This is a genomic window from Streptomyces sp. NPDC002742 (assembly GCF_042888885.1).
Lineage (GTDB): Bacteria > Actinomycetota > Actinomycetes > Streptomycetales > Streptomycetaceae > Streptomyces.
Map to the genome: position 1 here is coordinate 1 of NZ_JBIAQF010000043.1, position 25,523 is coordinate 25,523.

At 68.4% G+C, this 25,523-nt stretch carries 25 protein-coding genes and 2 pseudogenes; 6 read left to right on the top strand and 21 right to left on the bottom strand.

Features of this window, described 5'->3' with window-relative positions; translation table 11 throughout:
* Together ACFYW8_RS41650 and ACFYW8_RS41655 are read left to right on the top strand one after the other, a co-directional pair.
* Nucleotides 1–315 (top strand): transposase (locus tag ACFYW8_RS41650; RefSeq protein ID WP_389091846.1); only part of this gene is annotated, 315 nt, incomplete at its 5' end.
* A 300-nt stretch (nucleotides 316–615) separates the two neighbouring features.
* A complete protein-coding gene (locus ACFYW8_RS41655) occupies nucleotides 616–1,461 on the top strand; it encodes an IS5 family transposase (RefSeq protein ID WP_389091851.1) in 846 nt (281 codons plus the stop codon).
* A 503-nt stretch (nucleotides 1,462–1,964) separates the two neighbouring features.
* Here the strand turns inward: ACFYW8_RS41655 and ACFYW8_RS41660 are convergent.
* From ACFYW8_RS41660 to ACFYW8_RS41680, 5 genes are all read right to left on the bottom strand, one after another.
* Nucleotides 1,965–4,232: a serine/threonine protein kinase gene (locus ACFYW8_RS41660; protein ID WP_389091856.1), complete on the bottom strand. Its 2,268-nt coding sequence runs from the start codon at nucleotides 4,230–4,232 to the stop codon at nucleotides 1,965–1,967.
* Between the two features lie 68 nt (nucleotides 4,233–4,300).
* Nucleotides 4,301–5,109 (bottom strand): IS5 family transposase gene (locus tag ACFYW8_RS41665; RefSeq protein WP_389091862.1). Its coding sequence is split into 2 segments (ribosomal slippage): nucleotides 4,301–4,770 and nucleotides 4,770–5,109, totalling 810 coding nucleotides; the frame shifts between segments, so codons are not numbered across the junction.
* Nucleotides 5,110–5,207: 98 nt separating this feature from the next.
* On the bottom strand, nucleotides 5,208–5,696 hold the full coding sequence (locus tag ACFYW8_RS41670; RefSeq protein ID WP_389091868.1) for a hypothetical protein: 489 nt from the start codon (nucleotides 5,694–5,696) through the stop codon (nucleotides 5,208–5,210).
* A 325-nt stretch (nucleotides 5,697–6,021) separates the two neighbouring features.
* The gene (locus ACFYW8_RS41675; RefSeq protein ID WP_389091873.1) at nucleotides 6,022–6,759 is read right to left on the bottom strand and encodes a tyrosine-type recombinase/integrase; all 738 of its coding nucleotides are present in this window, start codon (nucleotides 6,757–6,759) and stop codon (nucleotides 6,022–6,024) included.
* A gap of 66 nt (nucleotides 6,760–6,825) precedes the next feature.
* Entirely contained in the window at nucleotides 6,826–6,993 is a 168-nt protein-coding gene (locus ACFYW8_RS41680) for a hypothetical protein (protein WP_389091877.1), read from the bottom strand.
* Between the two features lie 1,023 nt (nucleotides 6,994–8,016).
* On the opposite strand from ACFYW8_RS41680, the gene ACFYW8_RS41685 reads away from it, so the two are divergent.
* The 4 genes and pseudogenes from ACFYW8_RS41685 to ACFYW8_RS41700 all read left to right on the top strand — a co-directional run.
* Nucleotides 8,017–9,105 carry a dsDNA nuclease domain-containing protein gene (locus tag ACFYW8_RS41685; protein WP_389091883.1) on the top strand — a complete coding sequence of 363 codons (1,089 nt, stop codon included), beginning with the start codon at nucleotides 8,017–8,019 and terminating at the stop codon, nucleotides 9,103–9,105.
* On the top strand, nucleotides 9,095–9,673 hold the full coding sequence (locus ACFYW8_RS41690; RefSeq protein WP_389091887.1) for a hypothetical protein: 579 nt from the start codon (nucleotides 9,095–9,097) through the stop codon (nucleotides 9,671–9,673). The genes ACFYW8_RS41685 and ACFYW8_RS41690 overlap by 11 nt, the downstream gene beginning before the upstream one ends.
* Nucleotides 9,670–11,589 carry a hypothetical protein gene (locus ACFYW8_RS41695; protein WP_389091892.1) on the top strand — a complete coding sequence of 640 codons (1,920 nt, stop codon included), beginning with the start codon at nucleotides 9,670–9,672 and terminating at the stop codon, nucleotides 11,587–11,589. The genes ACFYW8_RS41690 and ACFYW8_RS41695 overlap by 4 nt, the downstream gene beginning before the upstream one ends.
* Before the next feature lie 146 nt (nucleotides 11,590–11,735).
* Nucleotides 11,736–12,055: pseudogene (locus ACFYW8_RS41700) on the top strand (iron chelate uptake ABC transporter family permease subunit); the annotation flags it as partial.
* Here ACFYW8_RS41700 and ACFYW8_RS41705 read toward each other — a convergent pair.
* From ACFYW8_RS41705 to ACFYW8_RS41780, 16 genes and pseudogenes are all read right to left on the bottom strand, one after another.
* Nucleotides 12,053–12,684: pseudogene (locus ACFYW8_RS41705) on the bottom strand (hypothetical protein); the annotation flags it as partial. The pseudogenes ACFYW8_RS41700 and ACFYW8_RS41705 overlap by 3 nt on opposite strands.
* A 65-nt stretch (nucleotides 12,685–12,749) precedes the next feature.
* Nucleotides 12,750–13,865, bottom strand: a complete 1,116-nt coding sequence (locus ACFYW8_RS41710; protein ID WP_389091897.1) for a DnaB-like helicase N-terminal domain-containing protein — start codon at nucleotides 13,863–13,865, stop codon at nucleotides 12,750–12,752.
* Entirely contained in the window at nucleotides 13,865–15,136 is a 1,272-nt protein-coding gene (locus ACFYW8_RS41715; RefSeq protein ID WP_389091901.1) for a DNA cytosine methyltransferase, read from the bottom strand. Before ACFYW8_RS41715 ends, ACFYW8_RS41710 begins: the two co-directional genes overlap by 1 nt.
* Nucleotides 15,133–16,920 carry a type IV secretory system conjugative DNA transfer family protein gene (locus tag ACFYW8_RS41720; RefSeq protein ID WP_389091905.1) on the bottom strand — a complete coding sequence of 596 codons (1,788 nt, stop codon included), beginning with the start codon at nucleotides 16,918–16,920 and terminating at the stop codon, nucleotides 15,133–15,135. Before ACFYW8_RS41720 ends, ACFYW8_RS41715 begins: the two co-directional genes overlap by 4 nt.
* 49 nt (nucleotides 16,921–16,969) lie before the next feature.
* Nucleotides 16,970–17,734 (bottom strand): DUF317 domain-containing protein, encoded by a 765-nt coding sequence (locus ACFYW8_RS41725; RefSeq protein WP_389091908.1) that lies wholly within the window; start codon nucleotides 17,732–17,734, stop codon nucleotides 16,970–16,972.
* A gap of 2 nt (nucleotides 17,735–17,736) precedes the next feature.
* A complete protein-coding gene (locus ACFYW8_RS41730) occupies nucleotides 17,737–18,078 on the bottom strand; it encodes a hypothetical protein (RefSeq protein WP_389091911.1) in 342 nt (113 codons plus the stop codon).
* A gap of 254 nt (nucleotides 18,079–18,332) precedes the next feature.
* Nucleotides 18,333–19,154 carry a DUF317 domain-containing protein gene (locus tag ACFYW8_RS41735; protein WP_389091915.1) on the bottom strand — a complete coding sequence of 274 codons (822 nt, stop codon included), beginning with the start codon at nucleotides 19,152–19,154 and terminating at the stop codon, nucleotides 18,333–18,335.
* Complete coding sequence (locus ACFYW8_RS41740) at nucleotides 19,145–19,501, bottom strand: hypothetical protein (protein ID WP_389091920.1); 357 nt, start codon at nucleotides 19,499–19,501, stop codon at nucleotides 19,145–19,147. The genes ACFYW8_RS41735 and ACFYW8_RS41740 overlap by 10 nt, the downstream gene beginning before the upstream one ends.
* Nucleotides 19,502–19,535: 34 nt before the next feature.
* On the bottom strand, nucleotides 19,536–20,339 hold the full coding sequence (locus tag ACFYW8_RS41745; RefSeq protein WP_389091922.1) for a DUF317 domain-containing protein: 804 nt from the start codon (nucleotides 20,337–20,339) through the stop codon (nucleotides 19,536–19,538).
* A complete protein-coding gene (locus tag ACFYW8_RS41750; protein ID WP_389091925.1) occupies nucleotides 20,336–20,719 on the bottom strand; it encodes a hypothetical protein in 384 nt (127 codons plus the stop codon). The genes ACFYW8_RS41745 and ACFYW8_RS41750 overlap by 4 nt, the downstream gene beginning before the upstream one ends.
* 256 nt (nucleotides 20,720–20,975) lie before the next feature.
* The gene (locus ACFYW8_RS41755; protein ID WP_389091929.1) at nucleotides 20,976–21,380 is read right to left on the bottom strand and encodes a hypothetical protein; all 405 of its coding nucleotides are present in this window, start codon (nucleotides 21,378–21,380) and stop codon (nucleotides 20,976–20,978) included.
* Between the two features lie 16 nt (nucleotides 21,381–21,396).
* Nucleotides 21,397–22,155, bottom strand: coding sequence for a hypothetical protein (locus ACFYW8_RS41760; protein WP_389091933.1), 759 nt, complete (start codon nucleotides 22,153–22,155; stop codon nucleotides 21,397–21,399).
* A gap of 23 nt (nucleotides 22,156–22,178) precedes the next feature.
* Nucleotides 22,179–22,874 carry a hypothetical protein gene (locus tag ACFYW8_RS41765; RefSeq protein WP_389091938.1) on the bottom strand — a complete coding sequence of 232 codons (696 nt, stop codon included), beginning with the start codon at nucleotides 22,872–22,874 and terminating at the stop codon, nucleotides 22,179–22,181.
* 238 nt (nucleotides 22,875–23,112) lie between these two features.
* Nucleotides 23,113–23,538, bottom strand: a complete 426-nt coding sequence (locus tag ACFYW8_RS41770) for a hypothetical protein (protein WP_389091941.1) — start codon at nucleotides 23,536–23,538, stop codon at nucleotides 23,113–23,115.
* 100 nt (nucleotides 23,539–23,638) lie between these two features.
* Nucleotides 23,639–24,136 carry a hypothetical protein gene (locus tag ACFYW8_RS41775; protein WP_389091945.1) on the bottom strand — a complete coding sequence of 166 codons (498 nt, stop codon included), beginning with the start codon at nucleotides 24,134–24,136 and terminating at the stop codon, nucleotides 23,639–23,641.
* Between the two features lie 275 nt (nucleotides 24,137–24,411).
* The gene (locus tag ACFYW8_RS41780; RefSeq protein WP_389091950.1) at nucleotides 24,412–25,518 is read right to left on the bottom strand and encodes a hypothetical protein; all 1,107 of its coding nucleotides are present in this window, start codon (nucleotides 25,516–25,518) and stop codon (nucleotides 24,412–24,414) included.
* Nucleotides 25,519–25,523 lie beyond the last annotated feature (5 nt).

The following is a 25,523-nucleotide window of genomic DNA, read 5'->3' on the forward strand; positions in this document are numbered from 1 at the left end:
ACCAGCCTGCTGGATGCCCGACGGTATCCGGCCCGGCAACTGGCCGCGCTCTACCGCGAACGCTGGGAGATCGAATCCGTCTTCGCCGAGATCAAGACCCACCAGCGCGGAGCGCGGGTCGTGCTCAGCAGCAAAACCCCTGACGGTGTCCGCCAGCAGATCTGGGCACACCTGCTGGTCCACCACGCTCTGCGCGAGCTGATGCTGAGAACGGCCGCCACCCGCGGCCTGGACCCCGACCGGGTCTCCTTCACCGAAACCCTGCGCTCCGCCCGGCGCAGCGTGACCGTCACGCCGGGCAGCTTTTCCCCCTGACCTCCTGGTCAGAGCACTGGTGATACTCGAGCAGGACCTCCTGGAACGGCTCCTGCCCAACAGACGCCTGCGCAGCCAGCCCCGCGTCGTGAAACGCAAGATGTCCAACTACCGGCTCAAACGACCTGAACACCATGACTGGCCCCAGCCCACCCGCACCGGCACACAAGCCATCCTTATCACCAGACCCCAACCCGCAGATCCGTAAAGCAACGGCATTGCGGCTAGAGGGCGTCTGAAAAGCTCGTCAGCGGGCAAGTTGCCTGGTAGCGGGGTGGTGGCGCACTTTCGGGGGCTGGGGTGTGCGGGCTGCGTACCCGTTACTCGACGGATCTGTCCGATCCGGAGTGGGAGATCCTCTGTCCGCTGGTTCCGGCGGTCAAGCCCGGTGGTCGGCCGGCGAAACACACGCGGCGGGAGATCCTCAACGCGCTGGCGTACTGGCTGCGGGTCGGCTGCGCCTGGAGACTGCTGCCGCATGACCTGCCGCCGTGGCAGACCGTCTACCACTACTGGCGGCGATGGCAGCAAGAAGGTGTGTGGGAGCGGATGTTGATGGTACTGCGCGAGCGTGGGCGTGTGCGTCTCGGCCGGGATCCCACGCCCAGTGCGGCCATCATCGACAGCCAGAGCGTCCGGGCCAGTGAACGTGGTGGCCTGCACGGATATGACGGAGGGAAGAAGGTCAGCGGCATCCAGCGCCACCTGCTCGTCGACACCCGCGGCACCGTTCTGGTCACCTGCGTGAGCCCGGCCAGCGTCGGTGATCGCGACGGCGCCGTGGTGCTGTTCTCCCGGGCTGCCGAGACCTTCCCGCGTCTGCGACACGTGTGGGCGGACCAGGGCTACCGCGGCGCCGACTTCCACACCTGGGCCCAGGAAGCCACCGGTATCACCGTGGAGGTCGTGCAGCGCCGCGACGGAGGATTCCGCTCGACCTGGGCGAAGGTCGGGACATCGCCTCCGCTGGTGGCCCTCTTCGCGGTGGTTCCGCGGCGTTGGGTGGTAGAGCGGACGTTCGCCTGGCTGGGACGGTGTCGCCGGCTGTCGAAGGACTACGAGTACCTGCGCGTCTGCTCGGAGAACGCCATCTACCTCACCATGGCCATGCTCCTCATACGGCGCCTCGCAAGACCAGCCCGCTGACGGGCTTTTCGGACGCCCTCTAACTGCAGCCGAGTGATTCAGCGGCGCTTGAAAATTACCCGATCCCCGTGCAGCAACGCGCTTGCCTACGCTCTTCGTCGGCGATGACGCGAGCGTCTCCTCTCCAACAAGGGAGAGGGCTCCGAGACGTTGGCTTGGGGACCAGCTCTGGGGACCAGTGTTCGGTGCACGGATCTACCTCGCGGCGTCGGCGATGGTGAAGATCAGGGAAAAGAGGGAATGCGCCCCAGCGCGCCGCCCTCCTGACCGGACGGCAGCCCTCGGGCCTTTCTGTCACGGTGGGCGCCGTGACCCCCAGGAGGTCGCCGATCAGCTCCTCATGCATGCCATCCGCCGGACTCGAGGAAGAACAGCCCGAGGCCGAACTCCTCGCACTGCGCAGCGCCTTTGGAGCCGCGTACTTTGTTGGCGGCTTTTCAATGAATGGCCTAGATTTCATGGAGGTGGGTGACAGACGGTAGCTTGCGCCGCCGTCGAGAGGCTCACGGAGTGCAGGTGCCTGAGCCGATGAACTGGCGCGTTCCGGTATATGGGTCGAAGACGGCGACGGCCCAGCGGGTGTAGTTCCAGGTTTTGTTGCTCTTGAACTCGGCAGTGAGTTTGCGGCAGAGGGCCTCCTCGACGGCACCTTTGAGGTTGGACTGCGAAGCGCGGCTGGCGAATCGGCTGTTGGGGTCGTCGGTCCATACGTATGCTGCGTTTTCGACAGGGTCGAAGCCGAGGTTGATGCCGTCGTTGACGGTGAGCGCGTCTTCGTTTGTGGTGGTGGTGTCGGTGTTCCAGGTGGCAACGATGGCCTTGATCGTGGCGCCGGCGATACGGATCTCCGCCTTGTCACTGCTGGGAATCTCAGCCGTGGCCATGCCGGATTCGTCTCCGTGCCACTGGCCGGCTATCTCCGTGAAGCATCCGTCGGTGGCCTCTCCGTAGCCGAGGTCCGCTGCGTCAAGGTCACCGTCGGATGTCTTCCAATGGATGGAGAAGCGGCCGTAGGGCCAGGTGTTCGGGTCGTCCTTGAGGCGATGCGCAAGGGTGGAGCAGGCCGCCATCTCCCCGGCCCTGCGGAACACGTCCTGGTAGTTCTCGGTCAACTGTGGGACTGGCCCACCGGTCACCATCACCGTCTGTGCCCGCTGGTTGAACGTGATCGTGGGTTTCATGAAGTCCATGTCCTTGGTCGCCAGCATGGACGTCATCCGGTCGCGGATCGCCGTCTCGGCGTCCCGCTCCTCGGGGGTGCTGGCGGTGGTGCTCGATCTCCACTCGTCGGCAAGTGGCTGAGTCTCGTCAGCGGCACGGGTGTAGGCAGGGTTGGGCACCCCGGCGAGGGGATCCGTCGGGATCCTGATCGTGCGTAGATCGACCGCGGACGCGGTGGTGGTTTCGGCAGGGGCGCCGGAAGCCGCGCTTGCGGAAGCGGTGAGCGGGGAGGGTCTTCCGGAGGAGGGCGCCGAAGTGGCGGTGCGCTCGGACGCGAGGTCCACGTCCGCCCGGTCGCCACTGCTGTAGAAGGTGACGATGCCGCCTGTGATGGCAGCGCCGACTATCACCGTGGCGACGGCGGTGATGAGCGCGCGCTTGCGAATGGGGGGAGCGGGGAAGTGCCAGGCAGGGTCCTCCACGCTGGGCAGGTTCCACTCGGTGGTGAGGCGGTCGCTGATGCGCGTGGGCTCCGGCCCGGCGTCGGCGCCGAGGACCTGGGTCGCCTGGCCGGCCAGCCGCCGCGCACATTCCTCTGCTGCCGCGTCGGCAAAGATTCGTTCGGCAGGGCTCTTCGCGAGCGCCTTCGTCAGAGGCTCGTGCAGTTCGTCGGGGAGGCCGTCGAGATCGGGTTCCTCAGACATGACACGGTAGGCGACAACGTCAGGAGCTCCAGTGCCGAAAGGCAAGCGCCCCGTGGCGGCATAGGCGACTAGCGCGCCCCAGGCAAACATGTCGCCCTCGGGACCAGCGGTACCTGTTCGGTATTGCTCGGGGCTGATCCAACCGGGGGTGCCGGTCATGACACCGGTTCGGGTCACGGAGGTGCCGTCAGCGGCATGAGCGATGCCGAAGTCCAGGACGCGGGGGCCAGCCGGGGTGAGGATGACGTTCTGTGGTTTCACATCCCGGTGGACGACGCCGGCAGCGTGGATGGCGGCGAGGGCCTGGGCGGTACCAGTGGCGAAGGCGTAGAGGGTGCCGCCGGTGAGCGCGCCGTGGGTGGCGAGATGCTGGTCGAGGGTGAGCCCGGGGGCGTAGGCGGTGGCCAGCCAGGGGTTCTCGGCATCCGGGTCTGCTGCGAGGAGGGGTATGAGGCACGGCCCCTGCACTCGGGCGGACAGCTGGACCTCTCGGCGAAAGCGGGCCCGGAACTCAGGGTCCTCGGCCTGCGCAGGGTGAATCACCTTCACCGCGACACGGAGGCCGGCTGGATCGAGACCGGCGTGAACGGTACCCATGCCGCCCGAGCCGAGACGGCCGATGATCCGGTAGGGACCGACCCGCTTCGGGTCACCGGTGCGGGCAGGCTGTACCCGCGCTTCTACGCGAGCGATGATCACAGGGTGTTCGTTCCCCTTCTCCGATGGAGCGCCGTGAGACTGGTGCACACACCCGTGAACGGAGTCCCCCAGCCCTGAGAACGGGATGGTATCGGCAGACCGCCGCAATGAATGGGGCCGTTCGCTGCTTCGTTGTTGCCCGGACGTTTCACGGAGTTGCCCGGCGGCCGAGCTATGGCATGGGGCTGGGGACCAGTTGGGGACCACACGGTGTGCGCGATGGTGCACGACGGCCCGTCATGCACCATCGCCTGCACCTGGACTAACTGATCGTTTCAGAATGAGGTTCGGAGGCGGCGGAGGCATATGAGGCTGCAGGCCAGTTCGAGCAGGCCCTGGTGGAGATCGGCGCGTCGTTCGTAGCGGGTGCGGAGCCGTTTGAACTGGTGCAGCCAGGCGAAGGCGCGCTCGACCACCCAGCGGACCTTGCCCAGTCCGGAGCCGTGTGCGACGCCGCGTCGGGCGATCAGGGGTTTGATGCCGCGTTTCCACAGCAGGCGGCGGTACTTGTCGAAGTCGTAGCCCCGGTCGGCGTACAGACGCCGGGGTTTGCGGCGGGGGCGTCCCCGAGCTCCCCGAATCGGCGGGACCGCGTCGAGCAGGGGCAGGAGCTGGGTGATGTCGTGCCGGTTGCCGCCGGTGAGCGTGACGGCGAGTGGGGTTCCGTGGTGGTCGACGATCAGGTGGTGCTTGGAGCCGGGGCGGGCGCGATCGACGGGTGAGGGTCCAACGTGGTCCCCCCTTTGAGGGCCCGGACGTGCGATCCATCCACGGAGCAGTCGTCCAGGTCCAGCAGGTCGGCGCGGCGAAGCTCGGTCAGCAGGGCGGCGTGCAGGCGTGGCCAGACGCCGGCCTCGGTCCAGTCCCGCAGCCGGCGCCAGGCCGTCACCCCGGAACAGCCCACAGTCTCCGCCGGGACGTCCCGCCAGGCGACACCGGTCCGCAGCACGAACAGGACGCCGGCGAGTGCTGTTCGGTCAGGAACACGCAACCGCCCGGGATGCCGGTGGCGTCGTTCGGGAGCGGGTGGCAGCAGCGGGGCCACCCGATCCCACAGGTCGTCCGGAACAAGATCAGCACGCACCCGGACACCCTGCCGACCGAGATCGTCGAGTGCAAGACCCGCGGCATCTCATCGTGATTTGAGCGCAGGGTCTGGCGTCGTTTCGCCAGATCGAGCGCTCAGCCTGAGGCGCCCTCCAGCGGAAGGTGGTCTCGGAAGTACTGCGAATCCAACCACTCCTCCTTCACGAAGAGCGGACGTGTCAGGCGCGTTGCCCCGACCTGCTGCGAGCGCAGAAGAACTCCGAGATCAGTGAGGGAAAGTGAGTCATCAGGCGTGTAGAGCACCCAGTTCCCATGTTCCGCAGCGTGGTCCAGCAGGAACTGCTGGCCCTGCTCCGGATCGCTTCCCGCCAGCGGGAAGCCAGACAGGAAGACCTGCGGACCGGTGACTGCATCCAGGGCAACGCAGGCGAGCTTGCCCGCGTCGTAGAACGCCTTCACTCCATCCGGGAAGTCCTCCTGCGCATACGGACCGCCAACCCGTTCCTGCGGTCCAGGGACCAAAAGTGCCTGGGCGACCTCGGCTGGAGACATCCCGAACCGCAACGGACCCACACCGGCTCCCGACCGCAGCTCCCAGCACTCCCGCTCCGCATCCGCGCCCATCCACCCACTCCTACGTCCGACCGGTTCGGATCTGCTTCTGTTGCTCATGCCGCTTGCACAAGGCCATGGGCCAAGGTGCCAACTCAGCTGCTCAAGTGCCAACGGGAGTGCTGCTCTCGCCCGGAGTCATTCTGAAACGATCAGTAAGCCCGATATATCCAGAAAATACCCTTGACTCTTACTTCTGGGGGTCAAGGGGTCGCAGGTTCAAATCCTGTCGTCCCGCCTGGAGACAGTCGCAGGTCAGGGCCGGTTTTGGAGGTATCCGAAACCGGCCCTTGATCATTTTTGGGGACCGGATGGGGATCGGCATACTTGACCGAGGTCAGCGGGTCACGACGATCGGGCTCGGCAGCAAGCGTGGTGCGCGCAGCACGCTGAAGTGTGCGGAGAGCGCCGCCCCGGCGGCCGTGATCTTGTGTACGTCCGGGTGCAGGTAGCGTTGGGTGGTGGTCAGTGACCCGTGGCTGGCGATCCTGCGGAGGACGTGTACTTGGACTCCGGCGTCGGCGAACCAGGTCAGTCCGATGTGCCGGAGGTCATGGCGGCGCAGGTGCTCGTAGCCGAGTTTGGCGACCACGTCGTCCCAGTGTGTGGCGTCGCGCAGGACGGCGGTGGAGATGCGTCCGCCGCCTGGGCCGGTGAACAGGCGGGCGTCGGGATTGGGGCCGGCGGACAGGATGCGCTGGGCGACGACGGGGACTTTGCGGGCCCGCTTGCCCTCGGTGCCCTTGTCGGTCAGGCCGCCGGGCGCGGGTGTGGTCTGACGTCGCACGGTCCAGATCCACTGGGTGGTGTCGATGTCTCCGACGCGGCAGCCTGAGACCTCGCCGATCCGTGCGGCGGTGCAGGCGGCGAAGATGGCCACGTCGCCCCAGCCGCGGTACTGGTCGTGGGAGGCGGCCACGAGCGCGTCGGCCAGTGCGACGAGGGTCTCCCAGTCGGGCAGGGCCAGCGCGCGTGGGTCGAGGAGTTCGTCCTCGGCTTGCTTGTAGAGCTTCTGCCAGCCGGTCACCCGGGTCGGGTTGACCTTGATGATGCCGTCACGGACTGCCTGCTCCATGACGCGGACCAAGACAGCGATGGTGTTCTTCACCGTCGAGCGGCTGTGCTCGTCGGCTATCCAGTTCTACACGGTGCGGTCGACGACGCCGTTGGTGATCATCCGTACAGCCAGGTGGCCAAGGGCGGGGACAACACGCATCCGCCACCCTGACAGGTAGGGGTCCAACGTTTTCAACTCCAGGCCGCGCAGGGCGAGGTCCATGTTCGCTTCGCCGTATTCGGCGAGCTTCATGGTGGCCAGTGGGGCGACGCGCCTTCCCTGTCAGGTTCGTGGTTGCGCTCGGGAGCGGACGTTGGCGAAATAATCATCTCTGGAAACGCCGGTTTGGCTAACCGGCGATCACGAGCTATGAAGCTCGGCTTCAGCGGAGCAGGGCGGCACGGGCTACGCCCCACATGCTGTGGCAGGGCGAAGGCGCCTACTACTGCTGCAGGCGGGCTTCGTGACAGTTGTCGCTCCTGCGGCGCCTCCCCTCCTCCGCAATCCAGCGTCACCCGCCGCCACACCCGCACCGAACGAGTGTTCCATCCAAGAAGCAGCCTTGGGTACGGGCCTGGTGTGCGACCTCTACGGCCAAGGTGGTCTTGCCGAGGCTGCCCATGCTGGTGAAAGTGAAAGTGAAAGTGAAAGTGAAGGTGAAGATGAGAGGCGAGTCCACTGTGGTGTGACTCTCAGTGGCCAGGCGCGGGAGCAGGTGGTCCAGTTCTGTGGAGCGGCCGATGAATCCGAGGGGCCGGGGTGGCAGGGTGGCGGTTGCGAGGGGGATCGGACCGTGAGCGGCGCTCCTGCCGTCGCTGGTCGGCCTGTGCTTGCTCGTCAGTTACCCCACGTACCACCGTGTCTGGCACGCGACCCGCGATTTCGCCCTGCCTCCCGCCCTCAACAGCACGCCGCTCGCGAAACGGCCCTACGACCTGAGGAACTCGGGGCTGTCCATGCGGCTGGGCGCGGGCGCGGACCCGGGCCGAGGCCGCCCAGCGGGCGGGCAACGGAGTCGAGGTCCTGCTGAGTCGGTACGTGAAGTGCTGGCACGACCGGCAGCGACTGAGCCGCCGCTTTCACTTCTCCTGCTGTGCTGCGGTTGTAGCGGCACGGAGACGGAGCGAGGCTGATGTTCTGCACGACCGTTGCTCTTCTAGGTGATGCGGTGATCTACTGCATCCTCCGAAGTGGCTTATGGGGGAACTGTGCAAACAGGCCATTTTGCCGTGTATCAAGGGTTCAGTGTTGTGCGTCAGTGCGCACGAGGCGGCCGTGACTCTCGCGCCTGCTGACGGCGGCCGTCGGAGCAGGCGGGGGTTCGCCTATCAGGATGCCGTCACGCTGCTGGACTGCCTGGACATGCTCGAAGGGCAGTGGACGGCGGTCTCGTGGGAGGACCTGGAGGACATCCTGTGTCATCGGGATGGCGCCCCTGTATATCGGCAGGTCAAGACGATCGAGGAAGCCGGGACGCGGCACAGTATCGCCAACGTTTGCAGGCCGGAGGAGAAGAGGGCTGCAGACAGCAGCTATCTGGGCAAGCTGTTCCTGGGCAAGCTGCTGCCGGACGGCACACGGTTCACCTTTATCGTCAACGAGACGCCTCAGCGGGACCTGTACGAGTTCGTCGCGGAACGTGACCGTCCTCGCGGTCCTGTGAGTGCGGACGCCCGCGCGGACATCGTCAGGAGGCTCAGAGGGGTACAACTGTCGGACGGCAGGGACATTGGATGGTGTGTCGACCGTCTGGACGTTTTGGTGGAGGCGCGCACCATCGACCAGGTTGAGGCGGAGGCCATGGCGAGACTAGCGCCACTGGTGGAAGCGTGCCTGGGCGAGAAACCGCTGTACGAGGAAGTCGAGGAGGTCATGATCTGGTTGATCTCCCGGTACATAGCCCGCAGCGCCCTTGAGCTGCGACCGAGAACCTTCACTGCGGACGACTTCGGGGCGGCCCTCGACGACAGCGTGCGCAGAGCAACTGGGCGACGGCGAGACGGTTCCACCGAACTGTTGATGAAACTCAAGCTCAAGCTACGGGCTGCCGAAGTACCGGAGTCCGAGGCGGAAGCCCAGCACGATGCCATGCTCGCCTACCGTCGGACCTACCGCGCCAGTGTCGGCACCCGGCGCCGCGCGTACGACGATCTGGCCGATCAGATCAACGCCATTTGCACGCTCACGATGGCTAAACGACGCGCCGGACGTCTCGACGCTGGCTCGGCGGCGTACTTTGAGACGCTCGTGGCGGTGAGCGAGCTGCCCGAGGTGGCCAGCCGGCAGTTCACCCTTGCCGAGGCCCACGCGGTGCTTTCCGACATCACGGCACGCTGCCAGAACAGGTACGCCGATGCCTCATAAGATCGGCAGCAGCGTGGTGCCCCCTCTGTATCGCGCCTGGGACCCGGACGACTCCCCTGACTTCCACGCAACACGGCTCTTGCTGCTCATCTACCTTTGCGGTGAGGAGCCCGGTCCCTACATCGAGGGGCGGACGAAGTTCGCCAAGCTTGATTTCTTCGTGCGCTATCCAGGATTCCTGGAGCGGGCCCACGCCGCGATGCCGGAAGCTGTCGATGCCGAAACCGCGTTTCTCGCCCGCGACCCGTCCGAAGTCGAGGCACCGATGATCCGCTACCGCTACGGGCCCTGGGACCAGCGCTACCGTCAGTTCCTCGCTTTCCTCGTCTCCAGGGACCTCGTGACTGTCACGACCCACCGGGTCGAACGAGTGAAACTCAAAGCTGCCGGTAAGAGGACAGCACAACGCCTCACCGAGGCCCGCCAGTTCCAGCCGCTTGTCCGACGCTGTCAGGCCATGCGAGGCAATCTGGCGGCCATGTCGGGCACCGACCTGAAGAACCTGATCTACGACCTGTTCCCAGACGAGGTCGGCAACGCGCCCTTTCGCCAGGAGATCCGGCCATGACAAAGACCGTGACCGCCCACCCCGACCGCGGGATCAGGATCGACTCCGTCAAGCTCGTCCACAACACCGCAGAGATCGATGAGTATGCCTTCGGAACCGGCATGCTGAACATCCTCAGCGGGCCTCGCAACAGCTCCAAGACAACCACACTGAAGGTCATCGACTACTGTTTCGGCGATCGCGGCGGGATGATCGACGCTCTCGGTGCCGCCGTCTCCGACGAGTACATTGAGGTTTCCACCGCGATCCGGCTCAATGGACACCCCCACATCCTGACCCGTCTCCTCCAGCACGGGCGTATGAACAAGGTGTACGTCGACGGAGACGGGCTCACCGACGCCGACTTCTCCGACTGGATCCTGCGAGAACTGGGCTGGCCCAACCTGCGCATCCCCAAGGGGCTCCATCCGGCCACAGCCAGTGAACTAACGCCCTTGTCCTTCCGGAACCTGCTGCGCCACTTCTACCGCAACGAGGAATCCTGGACGAGCTTCGCCAACAAGGAACAGGAATTCATCCGGCGCGGCGTCGTCAGCATGCTCCTCGGCTTCGCCCGCTCCCGCTACGACACCAAGGACTTCGCCGTCGCCCAGGCCAAGCGGCGCCTTGCCGAAGCCCAGGCAGTGGAGCGGGACGTACAGGACAGCACATTGCAGGCCGTCACCGCCATCTCCGAACGGCTCCGCATTCCCGTCGCCCGCACCCTCGACCAGGTAGCGACCGCACGAGAAGAAGTCACTTCCCAACTCGACGGGGTTCGCCAACGACGTCACGAACTGACGCAGGAGATCAGTAGCCTCCTGCAGGGAACGTCTACCACCGAGACGGCAGCCGGATACGACTCGTCCCTGACGAGCATCTACGAAGACATATCCAGACGGCTGCAACTCGCGGTCGACGAGGTTGTCGCGCTCGAACAACTCGGCAGCGAACACGCTTACTCCGCCAAGACGGTCACCTCCGAGGTGACCCGCATGGAACGCCTCATCGCCTCCGTGGAGATCTTCGACGCCCTTCCCGTACGACTCTGCCCAGCGTGCGAGCAACGGGTCGACCCAAACCGAGAGCACGACGAAGACGCCTGCTACCTATGCTTCCAGCCGGTCAACGACGACCAGCGCCGCCGGCGGGCACAGGTGGAGATCAGGTCGCTCAAGTCGGAACTCGCAGACCTGGACGACGTCACTGCCCGCACCGCCGCCGATCTGCAGGCGGCTCGCACCCGCCGAGCGGACCTTCAAGACGAACAGACACGGCTCGCGCACCGCATCAACGAACAACGCGCCGCGCAGTTGGCTCCCTTCATGGCCACCCTCGAAAACCTAGCCGCCCAAATCGCTCAGCTCGAACAGAAGATGACAGCCTTTCCTGCCATCGAGGAGATCCTCCAACGCCGCGCGGTAGCCAGCCGGGCCGTTACCGCTGCACAACAAGCCGTCGACGCACTTGACCAAGGACCTGTCGCCGTTGCCACGGCTACGCTCACCTCCGTTGAACGATGCGCCTTGTTCGCCGAGCGCATGAATGAATTTCTCCACCGGTACCGCGAACGCGGCTGGGTCAAGGGCGCCATCACCATCAACGACAGTGACCTCACCTTCTACGTCGGCACCCGTCCTTGGGATCAAGCCCTTGGAGCAGAGACGAAGGTGCTCTTCTTCCTGGCCTACAGCTACGCCACTCTCTTCCTGGCTTCCGACCTTGACGAAGAAGCCGCCTTCCCTGGCCTGTTGCTCCTGGACAACCCGTACCAGCAGGGCATCGGCACCACCGTGGTCGACGATGTCTTGCGAGATCTGGGAAGCGCAGCCCAGGCCACGGGCACTCAAGTCATCAGCACCCAGGCCGTTCCGGTACCACGTGACCCGGCCACCATCCGGGTAATCCACATGCCCACGGAGTATGAAGCACCGTAGACAGACCCGCAGGGGGTGTTATCTCTCGAGGGCAGGCAGCCGTGGATGCGGTAGGGGTCGGTGGGTGCTGTTGTGGTCAGTGCTTCCGTACTCGCTGGATCTGGAAGTGCTGCCCGGCATCTCACCGCGCGTGATCGACATTCTGATGCTGCGGATGCGCCCGAACCCTGGACGCCTTCGCCTTCGGTGATGCCGCCGGACTCGGGGGTCCGGTCTCCCGTACCCGCCTGGACCTGTTCTGCCACCGCATTGCTCACCGCGGTCCTGGCCAGCTGCGCTGGCGGGATCGGCTTTGTCGGTCTAATCCTCCCGCACGCCACCCGCGCCGGGCACGCCCGTCTGCTGCCGGTGACGGCACTGACCGGAGCCGTCTTCCTGGTGTGGGTGGACACCCTCGCCCGTACCGTCCTCGACCCCAGGAGGTCTGGTGGACGTGGTGACGTCCCTCATCGGCGTACCGGCCTTTGGCGGCGGTGAGATCGAAGGTGGAGCGGGCCTCGGCGGCGGCGCGTTCGGTGTCGGTCAGGGGTGCCGGGCCGGGGCGCGTGTCGGCACTGTGGACCTTCTCGAAGGCGAGCATGGCTTGGGCGAGTGAGTCGAAGGTGTCGGCGACCTGGCGCAGGTGGTCCTCGCCGTGCAGGTAGACGGACTTGCTGTTGGCGCCGAGGTAGGTGCCGACCGCGACGGTGGTGTGGCCGTCGTGGGCGTGGGCGTGGATGAGGAGCTGGCCGTGGCGGATGTCGTCGTGGATCTTCTGGACCTCGTTGGAGACCGCGCGGATCTCGGCGCGGGTGCACCAGGGCATCGGGTAGCTGGCCCAGGTCCATTCCTCATCCATGGCCTCTCGGAGCCGAGGGGTGATCTCGACGGTGATGCCCGCGGCGGTCAGGTGCTTGGCCGTGTCCTGGGCCCAGTACGGCTCCTCGTGATCGACGCGGGCCAGGACCAGGACGTTGTCGGCCACGACGGTCCAGCCGGCCGCTTCCAGGCCCGTGTGGGCGATGCGGGTCTGGGTGCCGGTCAGGACGGCTGTCGCGGCGCTGGGATGGGTGGGTGTGTGTCGAGGCGGACGTGGGCGTCGATGGGGGGAGTCACGTTGGGGTGTCGTCTCTTCTGCCGGTGGCCGGGCCTTCGGGTCCGGCCACCGGCGTATGCGGGTGCTATCGGGTTGCTCGCACAGAGCGGGCGGTGTGCGCGGCCGTGGTGGTCGGCGGGCCGGCACGGGTGGTGTGCGCCGGGCGCGGTCGCTGTGGCGGGACCGTTCCGGTGGCGCGCTGCCAGCGGGTACGAATGGAGCTGATGTCGGCGAGGGATCGGCGGGCGCCGACGACGAGTTGGAACGGGGTGTTCGCCAGGTCGCGGACGTATGCCTCGATGCGCCGGCCAGTGTTATCGGCGGTGGCCAGGAGGGAACGCTGCAGGGCGCGTTGGCCCCAGTGCTCCACCGAACCAACCGGTTCGGCCAGCAGGCGGAGCACTTCACCCGGGTCGCTTCCGTCGTCCAACAGGCCGCGCTGCTGGGCCTCCCACAGGACGGTGACTGGGTCGGCGGGCTCGCGGCGCCGGGTGAGGGTGGCCAGGCACTGCCACAGACCGGCGTGCAGCGGCAGGGTGAAGTCGTCGGGGAACAGCCACTGGACGGACTCCATGTCGGCGGGGTGGGCGGTGGCGGTCGCGAGCAGCAGCTGCTCCTCCTGGACCGCCTCGGTGTGGTCGGGCGCGATGGCCGGTGGCGGTGCCGCGGTGCGGGGCAGGACGCCGGCCCGCGGCGGGAACCGGGCAGCGATGTCGTCCACGACCATGGCGAGCGCGTCGGCCTCGTCGAGCACCGTCTGTACCGGATGAGGGAGGGAGACATCGTGGGCGCTCTGGACGAGTTGTTCGGCGCCGGCCCTTATACGGCGGCGGGCGTGTTCCGCCTCGACCATCCGCGCATAGGCCGGTGCGTGGCGGGACCAGGGGCAGACCTGGATCAGGTCGTGCAGGTAGGAGACGGTCAGCCCGCGGTTCTGCTCGCGGCCCTTGGCGAGCACCTTGTTGAGCCATGTGGTGTTCGCGTGCTCGGCCGGGTCGGGCGGGGGCACTGTGCTGATTGCGGCGAACAGGGCGGCGTGCGCGGCGGTGGAGAACGAGTCGGCGGAGATGCCGGTCACGTCGCCGAGACGGTGCGGATCGAGGAGGAGGGCGCCGAGGAGGGCCTGCTCTGCGTGGAACACCGGTTGGGGCGGCGGGATTGTGTCGAGGTCGTTTTCGTCGAGTTCGGGGCTGGAGGGCATCAGGCGGCGAGAGTGAAGTCGTTGGGGTCGAGGGTGACGCCGAGGTGCGGGGCCAGGAGGTGGCCGGCGAGCAACGGCGGCACGGCGTTGCCGATCTGCGAGAACTGCTGGCCCTTGTTGCCGGCCCAGGGGTAGTCGGCGGGGAAGGTCTGCAGGAGGCCGGCCTCGCGGGCGGTGATCCGGATCGGCTCCGGTACTGCCCGCGCGTCCGTGTCCTCGGGCTGCTGCGAGGCCGGCGCGGCGACCCAGGTGCACTCGTTCGCCCGGTGCCCGAAGAACAGCGTGCCCGCCGGCTCGGACAGCAGACGGACGGTGGCGTTGGCCTGGTTGTTGCTGCGCAGCGACCAGGACCAGCGGTGCGCCCCGGCCGTGAACGGCGGCGCCGGAGCGTCGGCGGCACGGTTCTCACAGCTACCGTGCCGCGCTTCCCATCCTGCGCCTTCGCGGCGGGACTGCAGGATCACACCGTCCGGTCGGGGCATCCAGGTGCCGCGCTCCCGGGCATCGGAGAGTGTCTTGCGGGAGCCCGAAGGGAAGGGTTCGGGTCCGCCGCCCGGCCCGCCGCCGGCACAGACGGTGGGGACGGGCCGATCGGTCGCGCCCCATCCCAGAGCCTCGGCCATGCTGACCCAGCGGGTACGGCCCGAGCCGAACAGGGAATCGGGCTCGGCGACTTGAGCGTGCGTCGGGGTAGGGGGCTGCGCCGTACGGACCCGAGAGGCGAGGAGGATCGCCCGCCTCCTCGTCTGCGGGACGCCGAAGTCGGCGGCGTTGAGGATTCCGTACCAGACGGAGAATCCCCAGCCGCGCAGGACGGCCGCGTATTGCTTCCACAGCGGCAGGACGTCGGGCACCTCTTCCAGGGCGACCCAGTCGGGCTCGCCGACCGCGTTGAGGGCGTGGAGGTAGCGCATTGGCTCGGCTGCGAGCAGGGAGCGCTCGTCGCGGCAGGCGGCGAGGAGACGTTCGCGGGTGTCGCGCCCGGCGGCGAGGTCCTCGACCGCCGCGTGCACCAGCGGCTGGTCCACCAGGCCGAGGCGCTTGCCGGCCTTGCTCCACGCCTGGCACGGCGGGGAAGCGATCATACCGCGCGTCCGGCCGAGGAAGGGCCAGACCGGATACATCGCCACGTCGGTCCGAACCGTCAACTGCCCAGCAGCCAAACGGGTTTTGCAGGCCCACTCATTCCATTCCAGACCGATGTCGCGGACGCCGAGGACGTCCAGTGCTCTGCTCCAGCCGCCCGGCCCCGCGAAGAGGTCGAGTATCACGTGACCAGCCCGAAGTCGTCCTGCGTCGGCGCGTGCTTCGCCACGGCGCGGGCGGTGATCGCCCTGGACGCGCGGGCGGACGCCGCGGACAGCTTCTCGGCTCCGGGCTCCAGATACCACGGGCGCAGGTCGAGCATGGCGGCCCGCATGCCGGTGGCGAAGCAGAGCGCGGTGCCCTTGGGGAGGGCCCGGATCGCGTCGGCGGGCAGGATCCGCTCCTGCCGCATGCTGACCGAGGCCGACTTGCCGGACTCCGAGTGCGAGATGGAGGTCGTCTCGACGTCGTGGTCGCCGATCAAACGGCTGAGCTTGTCCGCGAAGTCCGGGTCGTCGATACCGGAGCCGATGACCTTGACGGTCGAGGCGGACCACATGGCGTCCATGCCGGCGTCCGACCAGACCTTCTGGCCCTGGCGGTAGGACTGCAGGATGGTGATCGGGATGATCCCGCGCGACCCGAGGTGGGAGTACAGGTCCGGCAGATCCGAGATCTTGCAGACGTTGGCGGCCTCGTCGAGGATCGCGAGCATGGGTGGGTCGAGGCGTCCGCCGGCGCGCTCTGCCTGCGCGGTCGCGGCCCGCATCACCGAGTCCGCGCACGCCGCGATCAGCGCCGAGGCGCCGCCACCGCCGTCCTTGCTGAGCAGGTACAGCGTGTCGGTGGAGGTGACGAACGCGGACGGCCTGAACTCGGCGGTGTCCTTCTGCGGGGTGACCCAGGCGGCGATCTCGCTGTTCAGCAGCGCGGAGGCGTACTGACGGGCTGTCTCGTAGATGCCGTCCCTGGTTTCCGGCGGTCCTTCCACCGTTCCCTTGAGCTGGGCGGCGACGGCGGCAAAGCCGTGGTCGCGGAGGATGTCGAGCGGGGTGCGGTCGGCGGGGAAGGCCAGCCACTGCATGACGTCGGTGATCGGCCGTTGGTCGAGGGCTGCGGCGAGGAAGAGTTGGGCGAGGATGTTGGATCCGGCCTTGGACCAGAAGTCACCCTGCTGAGAGGCGTCGACGCTCGCGGCGAGGAAGTGGCCGGCCAACCGTCCGGCACCGTCCAGGGTCTTGGCGTCCGCCAAGGGGTTCCACCACATCTCGCGTGCGGCGTGCGCGATCTGCTGCGGGTCCATCGCCCACACCTGTCCGACGCGGGCACGGGCGTCGTAGGTCGCCGTGAAGGCGTCACCGGCGGCCTTGTTCGAGGTCAGCAGGACCGGGCCGGGCGCGGCGAGGATGGAGGGGATCGCCAGCGAGGTGGTCTTGCCCGAGCGGGGCGCCATGATGGCGACGGCCACGTCCTCGTAGCCCATGCGTACCTCGTGCCGGGTGCCCTGCAGGTTGCCGAGCAGGACGCCGGTGTCGCGGGCCTCGATGTGCTTGGCGTCCTTCAGGCTCGGGCGCAGGGAACGGGCCTTTTCGGTGATCGCCTTGGCCATCAGCGGTTGGATGTCCCGGGCCTTGGCCATGCCGGTGATCTTCTTCCGGCCGCCGCTGTGGTTTTTGTACCGGGCCCACAGGATGCCAGCGGTCGTCCCGAGGACAAGGAAGAGGAGAACGGGAACGATGCGAGCGCCGATCAGCAGGGACGTTGTTCCTGCGTCGCGCCAGACCTGCTCGGGGTGAAACAGGGCTGCGGTCGGCTGGTAGGGAGCCCAGCTGGCACCGGCGAGGTAGGCGGTGATGTTGCCGGACAGCCAGGCGAGGTGGGCCAGGGGGACGACGACGGCGAGCACGCCGATCAGGAGGCGCAGGACGAGGTCGTACCCGTCGGTGGAACTGGAGGAGGAAGGGGGCAAGGGCTACCTGCTTCCGGGCGGGGACGGAGGGATCAGCGGCTGCGGCTGCTCATGGCCGCCGAAGCCTGTCGTGGGGGCTTGGTTTCGTGGGCGGGGTGGTGCGGCGGGCGGCGAGGGAGCGGACGCGTTCGTCCAGAGCGGAGGCGATGTGTACGGCGCGCACGTCCCGCGACTGGCGGGTGACGACGTCCGGGTCGCGGGTTGGAAGATTGCGCAAGCCGCCGGTGCGCGGGACGGGAGCCGGATCGGCGAGTGCGGTGGTGAACGCGGCGACCAGGCGTGGAGGAGTGTGCTCGCCGAAGCGGGCCTGCCACACCGGCCGGTTCAGGCCGAGTGCGGCGGTGACGAACCAGGCGCCCGGTTCTTCCGCGTTGCCCAGCCGCTGGAGGTACGCGGTGTCGTCCGGCGACACGAGGCTGCTGCCGCCGTAGACATTCGACCAGCCGATCTGTCGGAGCGGGCCGTACGGATCGGGCGGTGGGCTCGATGCTGGGGCCGGATCGGTGAGGGCGTCGGTGACGGCGGCGATGAGTTCGACCGGAGTGCGGGCGCCGAAGCTCGCGCACCAGGCGGGCCGGTCCGGTTCCGCAGCGTGGCGCAGGGTCCACCACTGCCCGTCGGGTTCGGGCTCCAGGTGCAGGAGGGCTTTCTGGTCGGGGCTGGAGAGCAGGACGCGGGGCATCAGGGGATCGCTGCCGTGGCTCCAGCCGCAGGCACGGTGGAGGGGAACGGTGATCCAGGCGGGGTCACCGCCGCCCGCCAGGTGGCGCGGGGCGATGAAGTCGACCTTGACGGTCTCGGGGGCCGGGGGCATGGTCACTTCCGTGCCGGGGCTCGCCGGTCGGCTGCGGGAGCTGGCGCCGTGGTCGGTGGCGGGGCCAGTGGCGAAGGGGCATTTCGGGCGGCGGTGTTGATCTCGCGGAGCGCCTGACTGTGGGTGGCCCAGTCGTCGAGGTAGCTCCACGACTCGGCGTGGTACTCGGCGAGGGCGTCGTCGAACTCCGGGGTGCCGGGCTGAGCGTTGGCCGGGAGGCTGTCGCGGGTCTCCAGCCACTGCTCGGTCAGTTCGTCGAGCCGGTCGAGCGCGGCCCGCAGGACGCCCAAGTGGTAGACCCAGCGGTGTTGCACCGCGGCGGTGGGGAGGCTTCTGAGCTGCACGTCGGCCGTGGCCAACAGGTGGCGGGCGCCGGCGCTGATGTTCTCGAATGCTTCGGCGGTGTCGGCATCTCGCTGACTTGCGCGTATGCCGTAGGCGTGGTCGTCGTAGGGCCAGCCGTCGAGGTCGGTGTGTTCCTCGGAGTAGGCGTCCCAGGCATCGAGGATCTTCTTGCTGTCGCTCAGGTAGCCGTCGAGATGGCGGAGGAACTCACGGTGGGTGGTGTGATCGGCGGAGATGAGAGGGTCCTGTCGGTTCAGCGGCGAGCGGCCGGCTGGAGGCTGCTGGCCGGTGCCGGGGCCGTCGTGGGTTTCGTCTGCTGCCTCCGGGCGGCACGTGCTCGCGCGCGGAGGGCGTCGATGCGGGCGGTGTGCGCGTCGGCCACCTGCTGGGGGCGCAGTGGGCTGGGTTCCTGTACGGCGTTGTAGTGGGCGGTGCGTTCGTACATGCCGCGCTGCAGCGGGGCGGGATCAGCGAGCCCGGTGGCGAACGCGGTCACGAGGCGGGAGGGCGTGTGAGCGTCGAACCAGGCGTGCCAGATCCGGGGGCCCGCAGGGTGTCCGTATCCGGGTTCGCGAGCCTCGATGTGCCAGGACGCCGTGTCGCGGTCGTCGATGTGGCGCCGTTCGATGTGACACATCGCGTCTGGAGACTGGGCCGCGTCCGGTGCGTTGGGCTGCCAGCCCGCCGAGGTCAACACATCGCAGGGGTTGGGCTGTTCATGCGACTGCTGGGCGAGGAGGGCGTCGGTGACATGGCTGAGGATCTCGGCGGGGACGAGTTCACCGAACTCGGCGTACCAGCCCGTCTCGCTGTCGGTGGGCTCGGCACGCAGCCGCCACCACGCGGACGTGGCGGACTGCGGGTCGAACTGGAGCCGGTAGCGACGGTCGGGACTGCGCAGGACGATCTCGGCACTGAGCGGATCGGAGGTGGAGGTCCATCCGACTGCGGCCAAGCCGTGGGTGACGTGGCGGGCGTCTCCGGGGCCGGCGAGGTGACGGGGGCTTGTGTCGAACGGGATCTGCCGGGCGTGCTTGTCGGCGAAGGCGGCGAGCTGCCGTTCGCTCAGCGGCACCGGCCGCACCCCTTCTCGCTTGCGGAGGCGCTCCCGTAGAGGTCGCGGAGATCCTCCAGGACGTAGTGGAGGGTGTGCTGGTCGGCCTGCTCCGAAGCGGCAAGGCGCAACTTGGTGATCCGGGCGCCGACTTGTGCGGTGCGCGGCGTGTTCGGGTGTTCCTGTACTACGCGGGCGAGGGCGCGCAGGGTGTCGGCGATCGGGACGGGCATGCCGGTGTATTCGTCGAGGAGGGGTTCGACGAGGGCGAGCGCCTCTTGCGGGTCGGGGTTCTCACGCAGGTAGTCGGTGAAGTCGGACAGGGCTTCGGGCGCGGTGTGGATGGTGTCCAGGGTGAGTGCGGGCATCAGGCTCCTCGGTACGGGGACGGGGGCGTCGGGGTCAGCGGCGGGTCCGTGTTGCGCCGGCGGGGGCGTGAGGGCGGGCGGCGGTGCGCGGCCGGGTGCTTCGGGCGCTGTTGCGGGCCCAGGTGGCGGCTCGGGCGGCCGTGATCCGGGCTTGCTGCCACGCACTGAGCTGGGAGGGTTTGACAGAGACGGACCAGGTACGGATCTGCGCGCTCAGCGGCACGCGTCCACGTGGGCGCATGACGGGATCGGGGCTGGCGAGTTCGGCCGAGAAGGCTTGCACCAGGTGCATCGGCGTGTTCGACGTGAAGTGGGCAGTCCAGCCGTTGCCCTGCTGGTCTCTCGCTCCGGTCCACCACATCGCCTCGCCGTCGGGGCTCTGGTGGTACTGCAGCCATGCGGTGCCGTCCGGGCTGCTCGCCTGGTAGTCCTGGCCCTCGAAACGCATGTCCCAGTACTGCTCCTCCAAGGGAGCCCAGACGTTGGGGGCGTGGGCGGAGTGGGGGCGGGTGAGGGCGTCGGTCAGGCTGGCGACGATCTCCACCGGGACCTGCCTGCCCAGGTGCGCTGACCACTCGCCGGTGAGGCCGTCCGCTCTTCCGTGGATGGTCCAGCCGCCGGGAAGGACGTACGGGTCGTAGGCGACACGGACGGTACGGTCAGGGCTCTCCATGGACAGGGGGCCGCCCGTCTTGGACTTGTCCCGCCATCCCGAGGCGCGTAGGAATTCGGAGACGTGACGGACATCGCCGCCGCCGGCGAGGGCACGAGGCTGGACGAGGTAGTGCTGCTCCGCCTGCTCGCCCGTTCCCCAGCCCTGGCGCTGCTTCTTGCTCACCGGTGTCGCCGGACGACGAGCGGTGCGGGCGCCGGCGTCGTGGCCGCGGTGGTGGCGTGCTGGGTGATGACGTGGTGCAGGGTGTCTTGATGTTCGTCCAGGTCGAGGGCGATGTCGTGGAGTTCGTTCGAGGCGCGGCCCAGGGCGAGCCACACCTCCGGCGGGAGGGCTCCTCGTTCGGCCTGGTCCTTGGCGAACACGCTGCCGGTGGCGACGAGGTGGGTGATGCCGCCGAGGACTCCGGTCTCCGGGTCCAGAACGCGGGCGATGACCTGCGTGGCCTGGTGAGGGGGAAGCTGGGCGAGGTGGTCGGCGAGCTGACCGAGTTGGCGGGTGATCTCGTCGGCCAGTCGCACCGGGTAGGGGGCGGGATGGGACATGCTCCTCCGAGGCGGTGGACGGTCAGTGGTGGTGGCGGTGCCCGACGTGCTGCGTCTCGGTGAGGACGGCCTCGGGACGGGCGCCGACCGGTGGGGAGGCGCGGTCACGGCCAGTGGGGATGCAGGCGCGCAGATAGCGGCGGAACAGGGCTGTCGCGAGTCGGGGTTTGAGCCGGTCGCTGATCGGTGGGGGTGTGCGGGTTGCTACGGGCTTCTCCGGGAAATCGAGCGGTGCAGCGGACGGGCCCGGCGAGGCTCAGAGGATGCGTCGGGGTGACGCTGGGGGCGGTACCGGGGCTGGTGTCAGGTGCTGCGGCGCAGTCTTGGGCTTGTTCGCGAGGACTTCGTGCTCGGCCTGCTGGTAGATGCCCTCGTCGAAGACCTCGGGGTCGCAGTTGACCTTGTATCCGGCCACCAGCGGAGCGGGGATCGCATGATTCGCCAGGCGTCTCTGTTCGTCGGTCCCAAGGTGTTCGGGCACGGTGTGCCAGATGTGGAGGGGTGTACCGGCGGGATACTCGTGGCGTTCCAGACCGAGCTGTTCCAGCAGGTCGTGGAGCTTGCCATCGGCGCCGGTGGGGGTGTCGGCATGGATGGTGGTGGTCAGGGCCTTGACGTAGATCTCGACGTCCGTGCCGTATTCGTCGGCCAGGTTGGCCATGAATGTCTCTCCGGGTTCAACGGCGCCGGGTGACCGGCGCGCGGGCGGGGGCCGGGGCGGGCGGCATGGCGGCTGGGGCGGAGGTGGGCGCGGTCCGGTCTGCGGGGTGCTGGAGGGCGGTGCCGATGCCGATGGCGTCGAGCTGGGGGCCGATCTCGCGCAGGGCGCGGGCCTGCGCTCTGGTGTCGTCGCCGCTGAGGCGGTAGATGCCGCTCTGGGGGTCCTGGAGGAAGCCGTGCGCTTCGAGGACGGCGCTGGCATGGTCGCCTATGGGGGCGGTGGCGATGCTGCCGTCCTGCTGCCAGGTCAGGACGACGAGGTCCGGCTGGAAGGGCTGGATGCCGCCCAGGGCGTTGTGCTGGACCTGGGCGAGCGCGCTGTCGTAGCGGGCGAGCAGGTCGCTGGCGACCTGCTCGGCGCTCAGGAACGGGTCGTCCGAGAGAGCTATGCCGTTGGGCTCGGGGACGGCGCGGTACGCCTCGTCGGGCAGGGCGCGCGGGGCGACGGCGGCGATGAGGTATCCGTCGTGTTCGTCGTGCCGGTCGAGGATGACAAGTTGGGCGCCGTCAGGGCGGCTCAGGACGGCCGCCTGCTGCAGTGGGTGCTCGGCGAGGGAAGCGGTGACCAGGTCGAGGTCCCAGATGCGGTCGGCGAGTTCGGCGAGGTCGTCCTTGGCGTCCGGCGGGAGGTGGGAGCTGGTCCAGGTGTCGGGGAGTTCGCCGGCGAGGACGTCGGCGTACGAGGCGAGGCGCTCGGAGTGTTCGTGGTCGTGCATGGTGTCCTTGGGCGAGGTGAGGGTCAGTGGCGCAGTCCGGCGGCCACCGGGGGCGGTGGGGCCGGGAGCGTGCGCGGCGCAGGCGGGCAGGCGCACACGGCGGAACGCTCGCGTTCGGTGGCGGGGACCTCCCCGGTGCAGGTGCTGCGGCCGGGGTGCGGGGCGTGCCGGTCGGCGAGCTTGTTGCGGAGGTAGGAGAGGTCGCCGCGGATGACACGCAGATGCTCGTCAGCGATATGGCGGAGCCGCTGGGCGATGTACTGGTCGGACGGGCCGCCAAGTCCGTCGTGGAAATCGGCGGTGGCGACGAGGACTTCGTCCAGGGCGGCGAGGACGCCGTCGTGGGCGGCGGTCAGCTCTGTCAGCGCGTCTGCTGCCTCCTCCGTGGTGGTGGCGTCGCGAATGCGCTCGGCGAGGCGGGCGACGGAGGAGCCCAGCGGCAGGTAACTGGCCGGACGGGAGTCGGTGTCGAGGTCTTCGTCGCAGCCGACGTGATACCCGGCGACCCGGAGGCGGGCGACGGCTTCGGTAGCGAGACGGGACTCGTCGTCTTCGGTGAGGCAGGTGGGGGCGCGGTGATAGGTCTCGTGGACGCGGACGACAGCGATGAAACCCGCGCGCTGGAGGATGCTGTGCGCCTCGGAGTCCCCGCCGCGCGCGAGGAGTTCGTCGGAGTGCGGGTCGCGGCGGATGTCGAGGAAGCGGTCGGTACGGGGCAACGAGACGTCTCTCCTACGGCGATCGGCGAACGGATGCTCCAGGTAAGGGTCTTCGAGGTGCTCGGCCCACTGGACGGACGTCCAGGTCCTCTGCTCGTCGTCCAGGGCGAAGAATCCAGGCCCGGCCAGTGGGCGACGACCGTGTACTCCGTCAGGCCCTCGTTCGGCGAAACCGGCCGCCCCAGCGCCTCGGCGAGCCGGTCGTGCGGGGTGTGGGTCCGCTCATGGAGGCAGGGAATCACCGGCCGCTCCGGATGTCGGCGATGTGCACGAGCTGGTTGAGGACGGTGGTGGTGTACCAGCCGCAGTCGATCAGTTCGTCACGGCCGACGTACCGCGGAAGGAGAGCGTCCTCCATGGTCCGCAGGTGGATCAGGCAGTCCGGGCAGGGCCGCGAGAGATGCACGAGGTAGCGGGGGTGGGCGGTGACGTAGGACTGGGCGCCGCCGGTCGCATCACGCAGCCGCCATCCGTCCTCGTCAGTCGGGGTGTGCCAGGACGGGGTGACGACACGCATCGCGTCTCCCCACAGTTCCCCGTCGGCTACCCCCTTGAGGACGACGACGGTGTCACCGGCCTGGAAGTGCTGGTGCGTGATGTCCCTGTCGGGGGTGAGCGGGTCGGGCGTCGGCGCGAACGCCGAAGTGGGCGGGGGCTGGGACATGCGGTTCCTTCCACGCAATCGGTGGCGGGGCGGGAGGAACAATGGTCCGGAGGAACGCCGGTTTGGCTAACCGGCGATCACCGGCTATGTTCCGCCGCCGTCAGCGGAACGGGTTCTCCGTCCCGCGGTCCGCCTCGGTGGCCGCGTCGAGGAGTTCGAGCACGTCGGTGCCCTCTGCGTCCCGCTGGTCGATCCACCACCCGGCGCGGGTGATGGCGCGGGCCTTCTCCTCCAGCTCCGCCCAGTCCGCCTCGTCCCAGCTCCCCTCGACGACCAGAGCGGTGTGCGCGGCTGTCATCAGCTGGTGGCGGGATCGCTCACCCCAGTCCAGGGCCTTCTCCGGGCCCTCCAACTGCGGCATGTCGAACTGCTTCACCCACGCGACGGCCGTCTCCTGCTCCGCGGCGCGCTTGGCCGCGAGCCACTCCTCCTTGGACTCGGTGCTGGCGTCGCGCGCCGCCTTCCAGCAGTCGGTGCAGTCCTTGGCCGCGAGCCAGCGGGCGAATCCGGCCCGCTTGTCGGCAGGACGGTTGGACAGGTCATGGACCACCTGGTGGGAGCAGGCGTGCTCCACGGTCCACCGCGTACGGACGGCCATATGCGAACTCCTCAAAAGGGTTGGAAAGTGGTGGGGTTACGCCCCTGTTCAGGGCGTTTGTTGAACCTCGGGATAGCCGATGGTGTCGGCCGTGCTGGTTCAGGCGCCCGGTTGGACCGAAGCGTTGGCGCGGCGGGGCCACGAGCGCGAAGGCCGCGTCGGCGACGGCGAGCGCACGCTGACCTGTGCTGCGGTCAGGGACAACGGGTGCTTCTCGGTGCTTAGGGCCGCGTTGCAAGGGGCGGGGTTCTCCTCACGCTGTCGGTGCCGAGCTGTCAGTGGCCGCAGTGCGCGGGACGAGCCGCGGCAAGGGAGCGGACCGGCGCGGAGACGGGGAGGACCGGGCGGCGGTGTGGTGCGCTCACGCGGGCTTGGCGCAGGAAGATCTCGCCGTCGGTGAGCCAGGTCTCGATGGCCGGCCATGCCCGGCTATTGCGCTCCTGCGCCGGAAGGGGGCTGCCGTGGACGACGTCGTCCTGCAGGGACTCGGCGTCGGTCACGGCGCCGGTCAGGCGGGACAGCGCTGTTGCGTCGTCGGGCCACGGGCTGCTGGCGGGGTGGCACCGGTCGATCAGTGTCGGGGCGTGGTCGATGACGGTGAGGAAACTGCGCCAGGAGTGGTCGAGGAACTCATCGGTCGCTGCGCCGAGGCCGGCGGCGCTGAGCGGGGTGGCGTCGCTGTAGCGGGCGGAGGCGACCATGGCCTGCCAGGTGTCGCGCTCGGAGCGGATGCTTTCGAGCGCGGCTGCGATGGCTACGCTCCGGCGGGCGTGGACGGCCTGTTCGTAGGAGGGGAGGTAGCGGTCGGCGACTGCCTGGGCTGCGCGTCCGGCGAACGGCGGCAGGACGATACTGCGCGGGGCGTGTGGATCACCGTAGCCCTCTTCGAGACTTTCCGGGGCGAAGGCACCGACCAGATAGTCGAGTTGATGGCCGGGGCGTTCGACGAGCAGCAGCGTGGTGCCGTGCACCGTGTCAGTGAGCGTGGCGGCGTAGGGAATGCGCTCGCTCTGGAGGGCGCGGCCGAGCTCGCCGCTGTCCCAGATCCAGGGCACGAGGTCTTCCTGCCAGGCAGGGTGGGAGTAGATCTCGACCGACGCGCTCCACTGGCCAGGCAGGAGGCTGGCGAGGTCGCGGGCCATGTCGCCGATGAAGCGCCGGCTGCTCGTGTGCACGCTGGTGCGGTGCCGTTTCGCGCACGTGACCAGATCGACCACCGTGGTCCCGCTGCCGCCCGCTGGCAGGTGGTAGACACCCTCTTCGTCCTGGCGGAAACCGGTCTTCGTGAGGGCGGTGTGCGCCCACGGGTAGCGCTCGCCCGCGGCGATGGCGACGATGCCCGAATCCTGGCTGTGCGACAGGATGATCTGCGCCTCAGCCATGGACC